At 59.9% G+C, this 17,553-nt stretch carries 15 protein-coding genes and 1 pseudogene; 9 read left to right on the plus strand and 7 right to left on the minus strand.

Annotation, left to right across the window (positions count from 1 at the left end):
* A pseudogene (locus tag NDI76_RS19845) lies at nt 1–659 on the plus strand (IS6 family transposase).
* A 10-nt stretch (nt 660–669) separates the two neighbouring features.
* Here the strand turns inward: NDI76_RS19845 and NDI76_RS19850 are convergent.
* Nucleotides 670–1,665: a winged helix-turn-helix domain-containing protein gene (locus NDI76_RS19850; RefSeq protein WP_310925916.1), complete on the minus strand. Its 996-nt coding sequence runs from the start codon at nt 1,663–1,665 to the stop codon at nt 670–672.
* A gap of 311 nt (nt 1,666–1,976) precedes the next feature.
* On the minus strand, nt 1,977–3,293 hold the full coding sequence (locus tag NDI76_RS19855; RefSeq protein ID WP_310925917.1) for an RNA-guided endonuclease InsQ/TnpB family protein: 1,317 nt from the start codon (nt 3,291–3,293) through the stop codon (nt 1,977–1,979).
* Nucleotides 3,294–3,621: 328 nt separating this feature from the next.
* Between NDI76_RS19855 and NDI76_RS19860 the strand changes: the two genes are divergently transcribed.
* Both NDI76_RS19860 and NDI76_RS19865 read left to right on the plus strand, forming a co-directional pair.
* A complete protein-coding gene (locus NDI76_RS19860; protein WP_310925918.1) occupies nt 3,622–4,911 on the plus strand; it encodes a right-handed parallel beta-helix repeat-containing protein in 1,290 nt (429 codons plus the stop codon).
* A gap of 107 nt (nt 4,912–5,018) precedes the next feature.
* Complete coding sequence (locus NDI76_RS19865) at nt 5,019–5,432, plus strand: nuclear transport factor 2 family protein (RefSeq protein ID WP_310925919.1); 414 nt, start codon at nt 5,019–5,021, stop codon at nt 5,430–5,432.
* Nucleotides 5,433–5,763: 331 nt separating this feature from the next.
* Here the strand turns inward: NDI76_RS19865 and NDI76_RS19870 are convergent, their stop codons facing one another.
* The 3 genes from NDI76_RS19870 to NDI76_RS19880 all read right to left on the minus strand — a co-directional run bounded on the left by NDI76_RS19870 (nt 5,764) and on the right by NDI76_RS19880 (nt 9,173).
* Nucleotides 5,764–7,356 carry a COG1361 S-layer family protein gene (locus NDI76_RS19870; protein ID WP_310925920.1) on the minus strand — a complete coding sequence of 531 codons (1,593 nt, stop codon included), beginning with the start codon at nt 7,354–7,356 and terminating at the stop codon, nt 5,764–5,766.
* An 85-nt stretch (nt 7,357–7,441) separates the two neighbouring features.
* Nucleotides 7,442–8,227: an ABC transporter permease subunit gene (locus NDI76_RS19875; RefSeq protein WP_310925921.1), complete on the minus strand. Its 786-nt coding sequence runs from the start codon at nt 8,225–8,227 to the stop codon at nt 7,442–7,444.
* Complete coding sequence (locus NDI76_RS19880; RefSeq protein ID WP_425498398.1) at nt 8,220–9,173, minus strand: ABC transporter ATP-binding protein; 954 nt, start codon at nt 9,171–9,173, stop codon at nt 8,220–8,222. Before NDI76_RS19880 ends, NDI76_RS19875 begins: the two co-directional genes overlap by 8 nt.
* 362 nt (nt 9,174–9,535) lie before the next feature.
* On the opposite strand from NDI76_RS19880, the gene NDI76_RS19885 reads away from it, so the two are divergent.
* A complete protein-coding gene (locus NDI76_RS19885; protein ID WP_310925923.1) occupies nt 9,536–10,249 on the plus strand; it encodes a CPBP family intramembrane glutamic endopeptidase in 714 nt (237 codons plus the stop codon).
* Between the two features lie 79 nt (nt 10,250–10,328).
* Here the strand turns inward: NDI76_RS19885 and NDI76_RS19890 are convergent, their stop codons facing one another.
* Nucleotides 10,329–11,609 (minus strand): RNA-guided endonuclease InsQ/TnpB family protein, encoded by a 1,281-nt coding sequence (locus NDI76_RS19890; protein ID WP_310925924.1) that lies wholly within the window; start codon nt 11,607–11,609, stop codon nt 10,329–10,331.
* Nucleotides 11,610–12,155: 546 nt separating this feature from the next.
* On the opposite strand from NDI76_RS19890, the gene NDI76_RS19895 reads away from it, so the two are divergent.
* From NDI76_RS19895 to NDI76_RS19915, 5 genes are all read left to right on the plus strand, one after another.
* The gene (locus tag NDI76_RS19895) at nt 12,156–13,061 is read left to right on the plus strand and encodes a DUF7351 domain-containing protein (RefSeq protein WP_310925925.1); all 906 of its coding nucleotides are present in this window, start codon (nt 12,156–12,158) and stop codon (nt 13,059–13,061) included.
* 248 nt (nt 13,062–13,309) lie between these two features.
* The gene (locus NDI76_RS19900; protein WP_310925926.1) at nt 13,310–14,185 is read left to right on the plus strand and encodes a CPBP family intramembrane glutamic endopeptidase; all 876 of its coding nucleotides are present in this window, start codon (nt 13,310–13,312) and stop codon (nt 14,183–14,185) included.
* Between the two features lie 58 nt (nt 14,186–14,243).
* Nucleotides 14,244–15,164, plus strand: a complete 921-nt coding sequence (locus NDI76_RS19905) for an ABC transporter ATP-binding protein (protein WP_310925927.1) — start codon at nt 14,244–14,246, stop codon at nt 15,162–15,164.
* Complete coding sequence (locus NDI76_RS19910) at nt 15,161–16,033, plus strand: ABC transporter permease (RefSeq protein WP_310925928.1); 873 nt, start codon at nt 15,161–15,163, stop codon at nt 16,031–16,033. Before NDI76_RS19905 ends, NDI76_RS19910 begins: the two co-directional genes overlap by 4 nt.
* Before the next feature lie 111 nt (nt 16,034–16,144).
* Nucleotides 16,145–17,014, plus strand: coding sequence for a CPBP family intramembrane glutamic endopeptidase (locus NDI76_RS19915; protein WP_310925929.1), 870 nt, complete (start codon nt 16,145–16,147; stop codon nt 17,012–17,014).
* Nucleotides 17,015–17,087: 73 nt separating this feature from the next.
* Here NDI76_RS19915 and NDI76_RS19920 read toward each other — a convergent pair whose 3' ends face one another.
* Nucleotides 17,088–17,432, minus strand: a complete 345-nt coding sequence (locus NDI76_RS19920) for a hypothetical protein (RefSeq protein WP_310925930.1) — start codon at nt 17,430–17,432, stop codon at nt 17,088–17,090.
* Nucleotides 17,433–17,553 lie beyond the last annotated feature (121 nt).

Here is a 17,553-nt window from a genome sequence, read left to right on the forward strand (position 1 = left end):
ATGCCACTCTCAAACCTGCTCAAGCAGAGCGTAGACACGGCTACGCTTGAATGTTGGGAGCGTGAGCGGACGTCGCCGTCCGCCTTCACGCGACCGGTTGTTCGCTCAGAGAAACAGCTTCGATTCTCGCTGAATTAGGCGTTGAACGCTCTCATCAGGCAATCTTCCAGTGAGTTCACCAACTGGCTGACAGCGTCTCGGACCCGCCTTCGGCATAGACGAAGCGGGTCGCTGTCGACGAAACCGCTGTCAAAATCCATGGCAAGTGGTCTTGGTTGTACACTGCAATAGACATCGACACAAAGTTACTTCTTGACGTACAGCTGTTCAAGCGACATGGAACTGACCCGGCGGCTGCGTTCCTTCACGGAGTCGTCAAGAAACACGATTGCGAAGACACGGTGTTTCTGGTTGATCAGTTCGGCTATCGGACTGCCCTCTCTCGATTAGGATTGAGCGGTCGGGTTGACTATGCAGATCGAAACCTGATTGAGAAATGGTTTCATACCCTCAAAATGCGAGTCAACCGCTTCTATAACTCGTGGGTGGGCAGTCGGCTAAGCGTCCGCCAGTGTCTTGCACTGTTCGTTCATTACCATAATGTTCAACGACCGCATCAAGCGCTTGGCGGACGAACACCAATCGAGGAGGTTATCTAGACAGTCCCACCTAGTCGGCTGGCGTTCGGTCGGTCGCGACCCCGGCGAATCCGCCGTCGATAGAGACGGTTAGTGTCTCGTCGTCTTTGGTCATAGTGACCAGCATTGAGAGGGGATCAAGCTCCGTCACAGTAATGGCGATGTCGCCGAGGTGGTGGAGGAGGTCCCGCGCCGGGATCGCGTCGACATCGACTCCGTGGTCGCGGTAGAACTCGGCGACTGCCGTCCGGTGACACAGCAACACTGCGAGCGGGAACTCCATCCATAACCCACACTGCGAACACGTCCAGACGACCGACGCGATTCCCTCCTGGGGATCGTAGCGGGTGAGGTCGGCCAGTTCGGTTGCCGACAGTTCCTCGCGCAGATCGGTCGGGATGGCGTTCTCGTCGGTGACGAGCGTGAACGACCCCGCTCCGTAACACCGCGGACAGATATCGTGTGCCCCAAGTTCGAACTGCCCGCGACTTACCCGCTCGAACGCCGCGTGTATCTCCCGGTTAGTTCGACCGACCAGACCGCTCGGGTGAAACGGCGCCATCTCGTGTGTCCGGCCGCAGTCGGGACAGGTGACGAAAAACATCTGTTCCTCGTAGCGGAGCGACAGTCCCGCGCTACAGGCGGGACAGACGCTGTCGATGGGAAACGGATCGACGTCCCCACTCCACGTCAGGTCCCCGGATCGGACGGCCCACACGACGTTCACGCCGGCGTTCGTTATGTCGTACCCCTCTGCGGTGTTCCTGACGAACTGGTCTTCGAGCTTCCGCAGGTGGTACCTGAACTGGCCGGGGTCTGCGACGCCGACGCGCTCCCGGAGTTCGCCGAACCGCAGCGGCCGATCCTGTGCGTCCCAGAGCACCAACAGGATTCTGAGTCGTGTCTCGCTGGCCAGACTGGCGATGGCTGTCGCCACCGTCTCGGAGAACGACAGTCCAGAACCCTCTTTGGGAGCTCCGTCATCGATATCCTTCCCCGGGTTCTCATCTACACGATTCCGAGACATGCGATACACACGCGCGATACGGACAAAGCGTTTCCTGCGCCCGGCCGAAAACGTCCGGTTGTACTCGGTCGGCTGGTCGGGTTGATGACCGATCTCCTCCGACTGACAGTCGTGGGCGTCTCCTCGCAGTTCTGTAAGCGCACTCGCGACCGATAGACACCGGTTGAGCGGACTGGATCGAGTTCAGGGTGCCGAGGGCCGCAGTACCAATCTGACAGCGATCCAGTCGTTCGGAGGCTGTCGACCGGTTGACATCCTCCCGCGCCTGAAGACGCGGGAATCCCACGGCACCGCACCGCTGGATTGGGATATTAGGGTTTGCAGTCTACCACCTCTGCCCGAGGTTGGAATCCACGGGAGAGGTCATGAAGGTAGACTCCGGGCTGTGCCAACCAGCCGGTACTCCTATCTCCACCCAAACTGGGTGCAGACTCGGAGTTACTTTCGTTGATGTCGAGACGGATGTTCTCCGCCCCGTTCACGTCAGCGTTGAACGCATCATCGTGTTCCTCACACACGTACAGGCCGCGTTCGACACGCAGACTCTCATCCTTCGTACCGCACACGCAACACGTCTTGCTCGTGTTGCGTTCGGACACTTCTACGACTTCGACGCCCTCAATCTTCGCCTTGTACGTGAGTATCGACGTGAATCGGTCGAACGCCCAACCGTGCAAGTCGAGGTTGCCGTGCTTACCCCAGTTCTTCGACGCACCGTTCTCGTCCTCGCGGACACCAGCGAGTTTCCCGATGTTGATTTGGCCAACTTCTTGCTCGACACACCGTTCTACGATGTGTTTAGCGAGGCTGTGGAAGAAGTGGGTTCGGCGCTCCGACCACTTCGCGTGCAGGCGGGTAGCTTCTTCACCGTTTGAGTCGTCGCACTTGGCGATTTCTTTCGGAAAGTAGTAGCCGTCCTGTTTCAAGCGGTTTCCGGGATACAGGTCGGCTTGCTCAGTGCTGTACGCGACCGCCGCGAAGTTGCAGATGCCGAGGTCAACACCTGCTGACTCGTTGCCGGGAGTGTCAGGAGTATCCACTTCGTGTTTGCAAACGAGGTGAAGTTCCCATCGCCCCTTCGCGTTGTCGTAGACGGCGCGAACCTGTTGCAGGTTTTCGACGGTGACGCCGGGACGCGTCTCGTATTCGGCAAGGATGTACTCCCACGCTCGTGGGTGCTCCTTGTGGTTCGAACCCTTCGAGAGCCGCACTCGACCGTTTTCGGTGTCGTGACGGATGCCTTTCTGTTTCCACGTCACCGTGCTACGCGGGTGTTCTTCGTGGACGCGGCGGCCTTGGTCGTCGTAGTAGTTTTTCTTGCGGTAGCCGGGCGGATTCGCACGAAAGTCGTTCTTGCGCTTTTGTTTCCATGAGTTGAAAGCTTCAGCGAGTTCCTCCAGAACGCGCTGACTGGACTGACTGTGCAGCCCCTTGTATTTTGGATGAGTCTTCAACTCACTTTTCAAGTCCGAATCGTCGGGAATCTCGCCTGTGTCGTCCCACTCTTGTCGAGAGTGGTAGTTCGCTACGTTCCAGAGTTTCGATGCGCTCCATCCGTGGTGGTCGAGCATCTCCTCTATCTGTGAGTGGTTGAGGATTTTCGCTCGGTATGTACGGTGGATGTGCATCGTGGAACACTTCCATAACTGGTTATGGGAGATTGTATTGTAAGGATTGGGATTGAAGAAGAGAATATCCAGCCGGGCGTTTGTGCGATGGGTGGTGGAGTGTTGTCGGATTCATCCTGACCCTGAAGGGTCAGGTATTCTCCTTGCCCTCTATAACCCGTAGACCGAACCTCTTACTGTCGATCCTATAGAAATATTATTCTAACTACATTTATCGCCCGACGCGACCTCTCCTGTAGTAGCGCCAGCGGGCCGATGCCGGTCGTTCCGGACTGCTGGGACGATCACTCTTCGGTCTCCGGAGCGCGGCGGTTATCCACGCCGAGTAGTGGACACGCTGGTCGGCCAGCGAACACGACCGCGCCCATTGGTCGCTCACACAACCATGTCACCCACACCCAGTCAGATCCTGTCAGTCGCTTTCATCGTTGCCACGGTATTCGTCGTCCAGTTCGCGCCCGCGGGCGCAGCGCCTGCGCCGGTACAGTTGACCGCCGATCCCGCGCAGTTCGCAGGGAGCGTCGTTCCCGTGACTGCAGGAGCGAGTTCCCCGATCGATTCGTGTCGAACGATCGCAGAGGAGGGTCGATACCACCTCGTCGCGGACCTCGTGAGCCACACCTACACCTGCTTGGACATCGAGGCAGATAACGTCGTTCTCGACGGCCGGGGCCACGCGTTGACCGTCGCCGAGAGCGCCCGGGCGTACGGCGCGGCCCTCGGTATGCCGACGCCCGACCAGTTCGGCGAGGCAGTCGTCGTCACCGGCGGCCGCTCGAACGTCACGATCGCGAACCTCTCGTTCGAGGGGTTCGATAGCGGCATCCGAACGACCGGCGGCGCCGACCTCTCGGTCATCAACGTCACCGGGACGAATGCTGTCACCGGCGTCGCTATCGATGACGTCTCTCGCGTCCGTGTGATGTCGACCACGATTGTTGACAGCGCCGGGGACGGTCTGGTGATCCGAAACGCGACCGACGTCACGATCGACGCCGTGACCGTCAACGCGAGTTGGATGGCCGGGATCGTCGTCGACGGGTCCGACCGCGTGTCCATCCAGGCGACGACCGTCAGTCGAAACCACGGCGATGGGCTGTTCATCACCGGCAGCACCGACGTCGTCACTGCGGGGCTCGTTGCCTCCGAGAACGCCGTCGGCGTTCTGGTGATCGGTTCCGACGGGACTACCGTGACCACGAGCACGCTCGACCGGAACGCAATCGCTGGCATCGCGGTTCTGCGGGCCGACGGGGTGACCGTGGCCGATAGCACCATCTCGAACACGGTCGGTGATCCCGGCGCTGTCGGCGTCGAACGCACGGCCGGGGTGCTGACCGTTGACGCTCGGAACACCACGCTCCGCGACGTGCGAGTCTTCGGGAACTACGACTGGACGATCGTTGGGCTGGACTCCGCAAGCGTCGTCGTCGAGCGGGTCACCGCAGGTTCGACTGTCGTCTCGTTCGCCGCTACTGACGTCTCAATCGAGTTGCACTCCCTCGTCGACCGCCCCTGTTCGGCGTCGACCGCCGCGTCGGTCAGCACTGATATCGAGCGCCAGGCGACTGCCAGCGACGGGGTCGCTCCCAAGGTCACAGTCACCTGTGTGCGGTGATCAACGCGACCGCTACAGAGGCCCTATTCAGCGAGTTCTATTCCGAGGTCTGCTCTCCTCACCATAGCGTAGGTATATCTCCTCAGAGGGCGTCTATCTCCGTGGTAATGGAAACGACGAAACCGACGACGAAGAGTAACGTCGAGACCGTTCAGGGATTGTATCAATCGTTCGCTGATGGGGACATCGACGCCGTCGTCGATACCTGGGCGCCGGACATTGAACTGATCGAATCCGAAGGACTGGTCGGGAGTGGGACCTTCCGCGGTGTGGACGAGATTCTAGAAAACGTCTTCTCTGGACTGGCGAACGACTGGAAGGACGTCTCGGTCGTCCCAGAACGATACATCGACGGCGGTAAGTCGGTCGTCGCACTGATCGTATGGAGCGGTACGAACGTCAGGACCGGGAAGTCTACGAAGTTCCGCGGTGCGCATGTCTTCGACTTCGAGGACGGGAAGATCACCCGCTGGACGTCCTACGCTGACAGTGCGCTGTTCAACGAGGCGCACCGAGCGTAATTTCTCGGTCTGTTATGGGACTGCGCTGGAGTGTTAGTCGTCGTTTCGGATCGCTGCGAGCGCGTCCGTCTCGAACGCGACTGCGTCTCGTCGATACGCGTCGTAAAGTGCCCATGCGTGTTCGGGCGCTTCGGCCGCGTCGATGTCTTCAGTACTGGCTGGTACTTTCTGCTCCCGACGCCGTTCTTATCGGCCGCCGCACTCGCACTCTTCGTTCAGATCCGCAGGGAGCCCCAGAAATCCTGGTTACGTACGCCTTGTCTCACCCGACGGCCGCAGGACCGCGCATCACGAGTCACGTTGGCCGACCAGTCCGCGCGGTCGGGTGTCGCTATCGACGCCGATACCACCAATACCCGACGGTTGCGAGGAGCATCACGCCGAGGACGGCGATGACGACGAGCGAGACGACGTCGGTGGACTGTCCTTCCTCGGCGACGTCGACGCGCACGCGGTAGGTGTCGGTGACTTCAGTCGGGTCCTCCGCCGTCTCGGCGGTGACGTTCAGACGGACGGAGTGCGTGCTCGGCACCGCGTCTTCGTCGACGGACAGCTCGAAGGCGACCGTGGCCGACTCGCCGGGCGCGAGCGAGGGCACGTACGCCTCGGGAGCGACGCTCGTGAACGGTTGGGTCGGCTCCAACGCGACGATGACGTTCTCTCGAGCTGTCTCACCGGTGTTGGTGACGACGACTTCGAGGCGGTTAGTGCTGTCCGGTGCGAACGTGGCGTTCCGCGCTTCCACGGCGAAGAGGTCCCGTTCCGGCCGGACTTGCCCGGTGACTCGAATCGGATCGCTCGTCGCCACCGATCCGGCGTCCGTCTCGTACTCCACCGCCAGCGCGAACGGGCGCGCACCAGGCGTCGCGTCGTCGCTCACCGCGGCTGCGAACGCAACGTCGGACCGTTCACCGGGTTCGAGCGTCCCGACGGCGACCGAATCGTCGACGAGTCGTACGTGTTCGGAGTCCGTCTGAAGCGTCACGACCGCGCCGCGGACCGGGTTGGGACCCTCGTTGACGACCGTTCCTCGCAGCGTTCCCGTCTCGCCGACGTACAGCGAGGCGTTCAGCGACTGAACCGAGAACGTCGTCGCCGGACGTGGGTCGATACCGACGCTCAGCGGCTGTGAGTTCCTCGGCTCACCGTCCGGATCGAGATAGGAGACGACGGCCTGCGCAGCGTAGTCCCGCGGCGTCCGGTTGTCGGCGACGGCGACGTCGTACGTGACGGTTCGCGTCTCGCCGGCCTCCCACGACCCGACGTACCGCGCCGCCTCCCGCGCGCCATCGAACGTCACGGCTCCGTTCAGCGAGGACAGCGTCACCGCCGCGTCGTCTGCGGGCGCCGCCCCGGTGTTCGCCAGCGTCACGGAGACCGATCCGCTCTCGCCCACCTGCGCGTCCGTCGTCGCCTCCACCACGCGGAACGAGGCGGCGTCCTCGATAACCACTGTGACGGCCAGTTCCCGCTCGACGGTGCGCTCGGTCGTCGCGCCGGTCACCTCCGCGATGGAACTCGTGTACGCGTACTCGACAGTTACCGGCAGCGTGTACCGCCCCGGTTCGGCGTCCTCGTCGACCGAGACGTCGAATCCGACAGTCGCGCTCTGCCCGCCGGCGAGTCCCCCGACGAGCCTCGGGCCGGATTCGACGGTGAGCGGAGCGTCGTTCGCCTCGAGCGAGAGTTCGATGCCCCGCGCCGTTGTCACGCGCTCGTTGAGCGCCGGGTTCGTCGCGGACCCGAGATCCAAGTCGCCGCGGTTCGCGACGGTCAGTTCGAGCGTCCCGCTCTCGCCGACCGTCAGGTGATTCTCACCAAGGGCGACCACGAGGTCCGGCGACCCACGGACCGCCCCGGCGGCGGATCCCGGAACGACGAGGAGCGAAACGAGGACGACGGCGAGGAGTTGCCGTCGGTTCATCGGCGACCCTCCGCTCGGACTCGGCCGTCCGCGGTCGCCTCTTCAGAATCGGTCACGTGATTGTCAGCTGTGTTCGTCTCTGCTTTCATAGATCTCTCCGTTGGAACTGAAACGCGCTGAGGACGACCAGCAGGGCCGCGGCTTCGAGGAGGATGACCGCGCCGGTCCAATCGTACGTCCCGTCGACGAGGATGGCCATCGGGTCGTAGTAGTGTGTTGGGCTGAACGTACCGAGCCACTCGTAGTCCGTCCCGGTGACGAACGATTCGACCATGAACAGCCCGAAAACGACGCCGAGCGCGCCGCGCTGGGCAACGCTGCCGCTGTTGGCGAACACCGAAAGGAGAAGTCCCAGACCTGCACAGACGAGGAGGTACGGGATCGAGAGGACGTGCGTCATCACGACGTCGACGAACGACAGAGGATCATCGATGAGGATGCCACCGAGGCAGACGGCGGCCGCGACGACGACGTTCACGAGGAGAAGCGGCGCGAGTAGCGACGCGAATTTCCCGAGGAGAACTGAGACGCGGGAGACGGGGGTCGACAACAAGAGGTCCAATCGGCCGTCCTCGATATCCTCCGCGATGAGTGCGCCGGCGCTGTACGCGAAGTACAGCCCTAGCAGCAGGACCCAGCCGAACTGGTACAGTTCGGCGGCGAACAACCCCTCAAGCGATCCCATTGCCTCGACACCGAACGCCGACTGAAGCGCCGGCGGGAACGCCTCCGCGTACTGTTCGAAGTCGATCTCTTGGATCATGGACGGACCGATAGCGAAGAACAGTCCCGCGTACAGCGAGAGCCCTGCCGAGAGCGCCACCGCGCTCAGAAGCCGTCGTTCCGTCTCGTAGCGGACGATCTCACGCATCGTTCTCGCTGCTCCCTCGGTGTGTCTGGGTCTCCCCGTAGAACCGCATGAACACCTCTTCGAGGGGAGCCTCCTCGATTTCGATATCCTGCACGTCGTACTCGCTCAGACGTGCGAGCAGGTCGTTGTACTCCCCCGTGTAGGTGAACGTAATCGTCGCTCCCGAATCGCTCCGACCCGAACTGACCGTTTCGGTTCGGTCGGCGCCGAAATTCAGGTCGTGAACGCCGGGAACTGCGAATTCCTCGGGATCCACGCGCTCTGCAACGCGGACGCGGACGAACTTTCCGGACCGGCTGAGCAGCGTCTCGATGTCCTCCAGTTCGACGAGACGCCCCGCGCGGATTATGCCAACCCGCTCGCAGATCTTCTGGACCTCGCTCAGAATGTGCGAGGAGAAGAAGACGGTCTTCCCGCGTCGGTGTTCCTCCGCGAGGAACTCGATGAAGCGGTCCTGCTTCAGCGGGTCGAGTCCGCTCGTGGGCTCGTCCATGATGATCAACTCCGGGTCGTGCATGAACGCCAGCACGATGGCGAGCATCTGCTTGTTCCCGCGGGAGTAGCTGCCGATCTTCCGGTCGAGCGGGGGCGTGAACCGTTCGAGCAGTTCGTCGCTGCGTTCGTCCCCGCGGAGGTCGCCGTAGTAGCTCAGCATCCGCCGCCCGGTCGCGCCTTCGTCGAACACCGGTTCAGCTGGGAGATAGCCGATCTCGCGGCGGGCCTTCACTAACTCTCGTTCGTCGGTGATGTCTCGACCGAGGACGCGTGCGCTCCCGCCGGTCGGCGACTGAAATCCGAGCAGCGTCCGAATCGCCGTCGTCTTCCCGGCGCCGTTGGGGCCCAAAAAGCCGAACACCTCGCCGTCTTCGACGGTGAAGGACAGTGAGTCGATGCCCAGAACGTCCCCGTAGTCCTTCGTGAGCTCGTCGACTTCGATGGCGCCCATGGCTGCTCTTACCTTCATAGCTAATTACGGGTTTTGGTTTCGCAGGTCACACTCTCGAGTAGGCGTTCGTGAGGCCGAGACGAGCGTTCATCGCTGAGGACGAGGCCGAGTCGGCCGTCACTGTCCTTTGGGGGCCGTTTCGACGGCCTACCACGCGACGAATATCCCGAGTCTACGAGGTCAGCGATTCCGACCGCGTCGTACCTCTACACGATCCGCCGGCGCTCGTTCACCGACAACGTTGCAACTGAGCTTTGGGTTTCTGGAACAGCTACTAACTCGCGTGCTTCGGCGTCTATTCGCTCGCGTTCTATCGCACGATTTCCCAAACGCCTACCTGACTCGCGGCGGTCATCTCTTCCATGTCGAACGTCGATACCCGTCGCTCTGGCCTCATTCGCCCGGTCGCGGAACTGGTGGGTCTCACTGTCGTCGCATTTCTCGTCTCGCTGGTCGCCGGCGTCGCATTCATCGTCCCGATGTTCGTGTTGGGATACGGAATCGAAACGACGGGGGTCCTCATCGGGTCCACGGCCGCAGGTCAAGTCGCGTTCCTCGGCGTCGGCTACGCCTACAGCAGGCTTCGCGACATCTCGGTCAGTATCGCGCGTCCGTCAGGTCGACAGCTCCTCGTCGCGCTCGGCGGAACCGTGGCCGCGCTGGTGGTCGCGACTCTCCTATCGGTCCTGCTGACCGTTCTCGACCTGCTGCCACAGTCGGTTATCGGCGACATCGCCACGCGGAACCCGACGTTCCTACTCGGATTGGCCGCACTCTCGGTGGTTCTCGTTGCACCCGCTGAGGAGTGGCTCTTTCGCGGTGTCATTCAGGGTCGTCTCCGGCAGCGGGTCGGACCTACTCCCGCGATTGCGGGGTCGAGTCTCCTGTTCGGGTCGATGCACCTCGTGAATTATTCAGGTTCACTCCTTCCCGTCTTCGCCGGCGCATCGCTCATTGTCGTCGTCGGGTGTGTCTTCGGTGCGCTGTACGAATACACCGACAACCTCGCAGTCCCCATCGTGACACACGCGACGTACAATGTGGTATTGCTGATTCTCTCCTACCTGTCGATCTAGCGTAGTCAGACGCCGACCGTTTGACATCCTCCCCGCCCTGAAGGGCGAGGATTCCCGACCGCCGTTGGGATATTGTGGTTTACGACGTAGTCTGTTCTCGCGGTGCAAAGCATCCGCTCTCTTTGTCGAACAGGTACGTCGATGGCTGTGCCAACCAGCCGTTACTCCTATCTCCCCCATCACAGGCGAGACTCGGAGATACTTTCTGTCGAATATTCTCAGCACCATTCACGTCCGCATTCGCCACCGTCCCGCACTCATCACACACGTACAGACCGCGTTCAACGCGGTTCGACTTGCGCTTTCGACCACAACACGAACATGACTTCGACGTATCGCGCTCAGACACCCGTTCAACCGTGATGCCTCCCATCTTGGCCTTGTATTCCAGCATCGAGGTGAAGCGGTCGAATGCCCATGAGTGCAGGTCAAGGTTGCCGTGTTTGCCCCAGTTCTTCGACTCACCGTTTTCCTCGTCATTGCGGATACCGGAAAGGTCACCAATCACAATCGTTCCAACGCTCTCGTCCAAACACCGTTGGACAATGTGTTTTGAGAGTGTGTGGAAGTAGTGAGTGCGACGAGCCGACTTCTTCTGGTTCAACCGCGTAGCTTGTTCGGAGTCCGAATCGTCACAGCGAGCAATTCGCTTGCTGAAGTAGTAGTCGTCCTGCTTCAAGCAATTCAACGGGTAGAGCTCGCTGTGACCGTCTTTATAGGCGAGCGCGGCGAAGTTGTTGATACCGAGGTCAACACCCACGGTGTTCTTACCGGGGGCGTCAGAAATCTCGATTTCGACCTTGCACACGAAGTGCAACTCCCACTCGCCGCCAGTCCAGACGGCTCGAACCTGTTGGACGCTCTCCACGGTAGAGAGGTCAACGTCTGGGCGCGTCTGATACTTGCAGAGGATGAAGTCCGACCAGTGTTCTTTGAGGTTGGAGCCTTTGGAGAGTCTGACTCTCTCGTATTTGGTGTCGAGTTTGAAGCCAGCGGCTTTGAACGTGACCGTCGAACGAGGGTGTTCGTCGTTGTGTTTGCGGTACTTCGGCGGGTTTGCTCTCGTGTCTCCGTTTCGTCGTTTGCCGTACCAGCCGTTGAACGCCTCAGCGAGTTCTTGAAGGACTCGCTGACTTGACTGAGAATGCAGGTCATCATAGCGTTCGTGCGACTTGAGGTAGGTGGTGAGTTCGTTGTGACCGGGAATATGGCCTATCTCTGTCCACACGCGGTCGCAGACCCACCTCCCGACATTCCAGAGTTTCGAGGCTGAGAACCCGAGCGAATCAAGGTCGCCGGCCACCTGTGACTGGTTCCGTATGGACGCAGTGTAGGTGCGGATGACGACCTGTTTCGCCATACGTAACCTATGTAGTCAAACTTACTTGAGAATATGGATTCGAGCATGGAATATCCGGTCTTACCATTGGTAGTGGGCTGTGACGAATCGTGTCGGATTCATCCCCGCCCTAAAGGGCGGGGCTTTCTCCTTGCACTTCCGTAAGCATCTCCTCGAAGAAGGTGTTTCTGTTTGTCCTGGATGGGAGACATCTTGATGGACCTACCGTCTGAGGAGACTAGAATCGCTGTGCTCCAGTCGGATGGCGTTCATTGCTAACTCGTTCACCTGCCGTCTCCGCCTCGGGAACGATGGATGGCTACTGACGACGATAGTCTACAAGCAAAAGGGGACTCAGATCGCACGAACTACCGCCAAGCGTGAATAGTGAGAGCGATAGTAAGCACTTCTAACAACAAAGAGAGAAGATCAACGTGGTTGAGTTACGATTGTAGCGACATACTTCGATCTCAGTCGACTCAATCCTGCGATACTCCCAGATTAACTGTAGAGACCCTAAACAGCTGTTGCAAACGTTCACGGCTTCCGGGACAGACTACGTAGATAATGGACTCAGAGGAGCCTGCAACTGATATCGACGAAAGCGTTATCAAGAGCATCGAAGCCCTCGCCAATCAACAGCGGCTGGAGATTCTCGTCGCGTTGGCCGAGAGGAAATACGATGGTGAAGCGGAGACGTCCGCGATGTCTTTTACGCAACTGTACGACGTCGTGAGTTGCCAGAGCACGTCGCAGTTCTCTTATCACCTCAAACAGCTTGTCGACAGATTCATCGTCGAAACTGAAGACGGATATCAGCTCACGTACGCCGGTGACAAAGTTCGTCGTGCCCTCTTTTCGGGGCTCTACGAGCCGTCTCACGTGTTCGATCCTGTGGCTGTCGAAGGGGCCTGCCCGAACTGTGGTGCGCGGGCACTTGATGCAGACTCAACCGAGGGTCGGTTCACTGTGGAGTGCCGAGAGTGCGTAACACCCATCGTCTCCGATCTCTTCCCACAGAGTATCGCTCAGGAACGATCTACGCAAGAAATCGTCGACAGTTTTGGCTACGGTATCTGGGCGAAGTACCTCTTCGTACGAGGGGGCGTCTGTCCCGAATGCTATGGGCTGCTTGACACCACTATCCAGCAGTTAGAGCGTGAAGAACACTCCATGGGAGTCTCGATTAACGAATGTCGCCGATGTTGGTTCACCGTCTACTTTCCTATCGACGTCATCGTTGCGTTCCACCCGGTAGTTATCGAAGCCTTCTGGCAACACGGTGTCTCCCTCCTGGATATCCCTCTCTGGGAGCTATTCGAGTACACGACGGCAGAAAACTGGAACACCACTGTGAGAGCAGAGGAGCCGTTCGCTGCTTCAGTCGAGGTCGTTCTTGATGAGACAGAGATTCGGTTAGCAGTCGATCATCAGCTCTCGGTTGAGGTTCTACAGAAGACCGAGCTTCGATAGAGAGCAAGCGAGATCCCTCACCGACGAATCTGGGTGTGATTTCCACAGAGAGCAGTATTCTACAGCGAGTAACCAGCACGCGAGTGATGGACCGATGAGAAACACAACTCTGTCAATGGATGTAGACTGAGAGTTGGAGTTGACACGCCTTCGACCCAATCTATCAACTTAAACGTGTTTGAGTAATCTGTTTGCCAAGTTGTAATTCATATGACAATATTTATCCGGTCTCCGGGGAAGAATCGGCTATGCACTCGCTTCGCCACTCGTTGATTGATGAACATCCCGTCGCGGCGTTCTTCGTCGGGGCGTACGCGTATACGTGGATCATCTCTGCCCCCGCCGTATTCATGGAGCCGAGTTGGACCGCGGCAATTCTCATTTATATCGGGAGTTTTGGCCCTCCAATAAGTGCGGCAGTAGTGACATGGCTGCGGGGCGACGACGTCAGAGAGTGGGCGAGTCAAATTACGAAGTGGCGCGTGGGATGGAAATGGTGGTTCGTTGCTCTCGGCCTTCCACTCGTCGCGGCGGCGCTAATTGCGGTCGGTATCTTTGCAGTTCGAGGCCCCATCGATTTCGGACGGGCGCTCCCGTCACCGTTGCTCTTCGTGGGGTTGTTCCTCTTCACCCTCGTACTCAGCGGCGGCTTAAACGAGGAGCCTGGGTGGCGAGGATTCGCACAAGCTAGGCTCAACGAACGGTACGGGGCGTTCAACGCGAGTCTCATTATCGGAGTCGTCTGGGCTGGCTGGCATCTCCCGTACTTTCTCGCACCAGTCACTCCACATTCGAGTTTCCCCCTGGTCAATCAGGTCGGGTGGGTCGGTGGAATCCTCACCCTGTCAGTCATCCTCGCGTGGGCGTACAACAGCACCGGGAGCGTCCTCATCGTGATGGTGCTCCACGCAATGGCCAACACGGCGGACGTGCTCATTCCACTCGTTCCCAACGAGATTCTCATCGACGGGGTGATCAACGAGCGTGCGGTCGGTATCGTGACCGTCGTTCACTTAGTCGTATACGCCGCCATCGCTCTTGCCATCGTCGCGTACTACGGTCGTAAAGCCCTCGCTCGTGGTGCGATTCCCAAAACGGCCGACGTTGGTGGTGGAAGCTCGTGATCACGAATACAGCGGCAGAGCAGCGTCTCTCTGAGCGGTCGATGGAGGGACGATAGAGATGGCTGCAATCGATATCGATGGTCTGACTAAACAGTTCGGAGACGTCGTCGCCGTCAACGACCTTGACTTGCGCGTTGAGGAAGGAGAGATCTTCGGGTTCCTCGGCCCGAACGGCGCAGGGAAGTCCACGACGATCGACATTCTGCTCGACTTTGTCCGTCCGACAGCAGGTACCGTGACTGTTCTCGGCCACGACGCTCAGCGAGAGGGTGAAGCCGTGCGGCGGAAAACCGGCGTTCTCCCGGATGCCTACCACGTCTACGAACGGTTGACTGGCCGGCAACACCTGGAGTTCGTTTTGGAGATGAAAGGTTCGAGCGAGGACGCGAACGAGCTTCTTGAACGGGTTCGCATCGCCGACGCCGCTGACCGGAAAGCTGGCGGGTATTCGAAAGGGATGCGGCAGCGGCTAGTTCTCGCGATGGCGCTCGCTGGCGACCCCGACCTGCTCGTCCTCGACGAACCGTCTACCGGACTGGATCCGAACGGAGCCCGTGAAATGCGGGAGATCATCCAAGAAGAGAACGAACGCGGAACAACGGTGTTCTTCTCCAGTCACGTCATGGAGCAGGTCGAGGCGGTCTGTGACCGGGTGGCGATCATCAATCGCGGCCAGCTCGTCGCCGTCGATACTATCGATGGCCTTCGCGACGCGACCGAAACGGGCGAAGTCCTGTATATATACGTCTCTAAACTCGACGGAGCTACTATCGAGCGAGTCACCGAACTCGACGGTGTCGGGAGCGCTTCGATCGACGACGGTCGGCTTCGAGTCGTCGTCGATGATGCCTCGAAGTTTGCCGTTCTACAAGCTATCGACGCCCACGTAACGTCGATTCAGGACTTCTCGGTCGTCGAGTCCTCCCTCGAAGATCTGTTTGTCCGCTACACTGAGGACGAGCAGGAGGTCAGAGCATGACGTGGCTGGTAATTGCGAAGAAAGACTTCCGAGATGCCGTCCAGTCACGCGCGCTCTGGGCGCTCGTGGCAGTATTCGTCCTCTTATCGCTCGTTTCGACGTACGCGTACGTCCAAGTTCCCGAGATGCTCGGTGAGTCGACGGGAGCGACGTTCGCCGGGCTCATCTTCTTCACAGTCGGCCTTACCGGCCTGTTCGTGCCTCTTGCGGCGATTGTGGTCTGTTACAAGTCCCTCGCCGGCGAGCGCGAACTCGGGAGTATCAAGCTGTTACTCTCGTTGCCGACCAACCGGCTGAACGTTTTCACCGGAAAGGTCGCCGGACGAGCGGGCGTTCTCGTGTTCGGTCTCGGTATCGGTCTCCTTGTTGGATTAGGGTTCGGCTCCGTGCTGCTCGGGGCACTCAGCCCTGGCGTTACACTCGTATTCGCTCTCGTGACCCTCGGGTTCGCGGCGATCTACGCGGGGATCATGGTCGGACTCTCGGCCACGACGGGTTCGACTTCACGTGCGACCACACTCGCACTCGGATTCTTTGTCGTCTTCGAACTACTCTGGGATATCGTCCCGATGGCGCTCGTCTACGTCGTCAATGGCTTCAGTCTTCCATCCACAATGCCCGACTGGGTATTCCTCGTCAGTCAGGTTTCCCCGTCTTCGGCGTATCTCTCCACGGTCGTCGCTCTCCTGCCTGGGTTCGCAGAGACGGCCGGTGCAGCGCCCGCTCAGACGGGCGTTGGAGTCGAAGCGACTGCCGCCGAGCCGGACCCGTTCTTCCTGATTCCGGAGGTAGGGATCGTCGTTCTCGTCCTCTGGCTCGTCGTTCCGTTCCTCGTTGGGTATTACCGGTTCAGCGTCGCAGATCTGTAGCGCCAACTACCGAAACACCACAAACCAAACACGATGATGACAAACGAAAGTATGCAAATCGTTCGTCTTCCGAAGGAAACGGTTTCTCTCGACGGAGTCGTCTAAAGAACCATGTCATCGATACTCAAGCAACGGATCAGCCAGTACCGAATTACGTCGTTCTTCGTACTGGCGTACGCGCTTTCGTGGACGCTCGATGCGATTCCGAAGCTCCTCGGAATGGACCCATCTTGGAGTCGATGGTTCATCGAAGGCTTCCTGAGCCCGCTTTCACCGGGAGTCGCTGCTGCAATCGTCCTGTGGGCGAGCGGTGAGAGCGTTAGGAAGTGGCTCGGTGACGTCTTCACCTGGCGGGTTCATCCCAAATGGTACGCCGCTGCGATCCTGATCCCGTTCGCTATCACGTATGCGGCGGGAGTCGCCTCGTGGGCACTCGGTGGGCCGATCGACTGGGCGGCCTTCGATTTCGACCCGATCACGATCGTTATCGGAATCGTTCTTGGAACGTTTATCGGCGGTGGTCAAGAGGAGTTCGGGTGGCGAGGGTTCGCCCAGACCGAACTGCAAGAACGGTATGGCGGATTGTCTGCGGCTCTCATCGTCGGCGTATTCTGGGGGCTCTGGCACCTCCCCCAATTCATCCCTGGCGGATTCCGCGCCGACTGGCCGCTCGAACTTATCGTCGCCTATTTCGTGGGGATTATCGCGTTCTCCGTGCTCCTCGGGTGGGTGTTCAACGGATCGAACGGGAGCGTGCTGTTAGCCATGCTGATGCACGGAACCGACAACGCGACGACGGGACAGGTTCCGCTCGATCTGGACGTCGTCCTCGTCGGTGACGCTATCGACTGGAGTACGCTCGCCACGTTGAACGGATCGCACGCGATTATCACATGGGCGGTCGTACTGCTCGTCGTCGTCACGACCGGTGTCCACCTGTACGATTACCGAGTCAGTCCGGACTGGAACACGGAGTCGTAACCTAGCATCGGTCGGGAGAACAGTAGGGGACTACCACCGGAACCAGCCAACAGAGGGACACAATCTCCCATTATCACGCGACCCGTGCTATCGCGACGGCTTCCCGATAGCACGAAACCGCCAGCAGCAGATACCCGCCGACCAAGAGCACCCACTCTCGGCGCGTCAGCGACCAGTCGCTGGGAGATCGTACGCGGTCGAACTCCTCTTTCAACCGAGGTCCAGATTTCTGATGCCACAGCATCACGCCCCGCGTCGCGACCACGATTGCAATGAACGCCGTGATCTCCATCGGGCCGCTCCGTTCAACGAGCACAGCCAGCGACGGCGCTATCCGTTCTCCTCCGATGGCGAGCGATCCGGTCCCCCAGACCGCCCCGTACCATGGTGCTTGGACGACCTCGATGACGTATCCCATCGGTGTGTTCACCGACCGGAGCGTGTTCGCGCCGATAGCGATCAGGGAGACGCCGGCGTTCCACCCGAACAGCCACAGGAATTCCCGAGTGATACTCCCCGCGTACCGCGCGGTTACGCCC

The organism is Halogeometricum sp. S1BR25-6 (assembly GCF_031624495.1).
Taxonomy (GTDB): Archaea; Halobacteriota; Halobacteria; order Halobacteriales; family Haloferacaceae; genus Halogeometricum; species Halogeometricum salsisoli.

Coding starts and splice junctions, on each gene's coding strand:
- NDI76_RS19850 (WP_310925916.1), bottom strand. CDS start 1,665: ATGTCTCGGAATCGTGTAGATGAGAACCCGGGGAAGGATATCGATGAC.
- NDI76_RS19855 (WP_310925917.1), bottom strand. CDS start 3,293: ATGCACATCCACCGTACATACCGAGCGAAAATCCTCAACCACTCACAG.
- NDI76_RS19865 (WP_310925919.1), top strand. CDS start 5,019: ATGGAAACGACGAAACCGACGACGAAGAGTAACGTCGAGACCGTTCAG.
- NDI76_RS19870 (WP_310925920.1), bottom strand. CDS start 7,356: ATGAACCGACGGCAACTCCTCGCCGTCGTCCTCGTTTCGCTCCTCGTC.
- NDI76_RS19875 (WP_310925921.1), bottom strand. CDS start 8,227: ATGCGTGAGATCGTCCGCTACGAGACGGAACGACGGCTTCTGAGCGCG.
- NDI76_RS19880 (WP_425498398.1), bottom strand. CDS start 9,173: ATGGGCGCCATCGAAGTCGACGAGCTCACGAAGGACTACGGGGACGTT.
- NDI76_RS19885 (WP_310925923.1), top strand. CDS start 9,536: ATGTCGAACGTCGATACCCGTCGCTCTGGCCTCATTCGCCCGGTCGCG.
- NDI76_RS19890 (WP_310925924.1), bottom strand. CDS start 11,609: ATGGCGAAACAGGTCGTCATCCGCACCTACACTGCGTCCATACGGAAC.
- NDI76_RS19895 (WP_310925925.1), top strand. CDS start 12,156: ATGGACTCAGAGGAGCCTGCAACTGATATCGACGAAAGCGTTATCAAG.
- NDI76_RS19900 (WP_310925926.1), top strand. CDS start 13,310: ATGCACTCGCTTCGCCACTCGTTGATTGATGAACATCCCGTCGCGGCG.
- NDI76_RS19905 (WP_310925927.1), top strand. CDS start 14,244: ATGGCTGCAATCGATATCGATGGTCTGACTAAACAGTTCGGAGACGTC.
- NDI76_RS19910 (WP_310925928.1), top strand. CDS start 15,161: ATGACGTGGCTGGTAATTGCGAAGAAAGACTTCCGAGATGCCGTCCAG.
- NDI76_RS19915 (WP_310925929.1), top strand. CDS start 16,145: ATGTCATCGATACTCAAGCAACGGATCAGCCAGTACCGAATTACGTCG.
- NDI76_RS19920 (WP_310925930.1), bottom strand. CDS start 17,432: ATGGGATACGTCATCGAGGTCGTCCAAGCACCATGGTACGGGGCGGTC.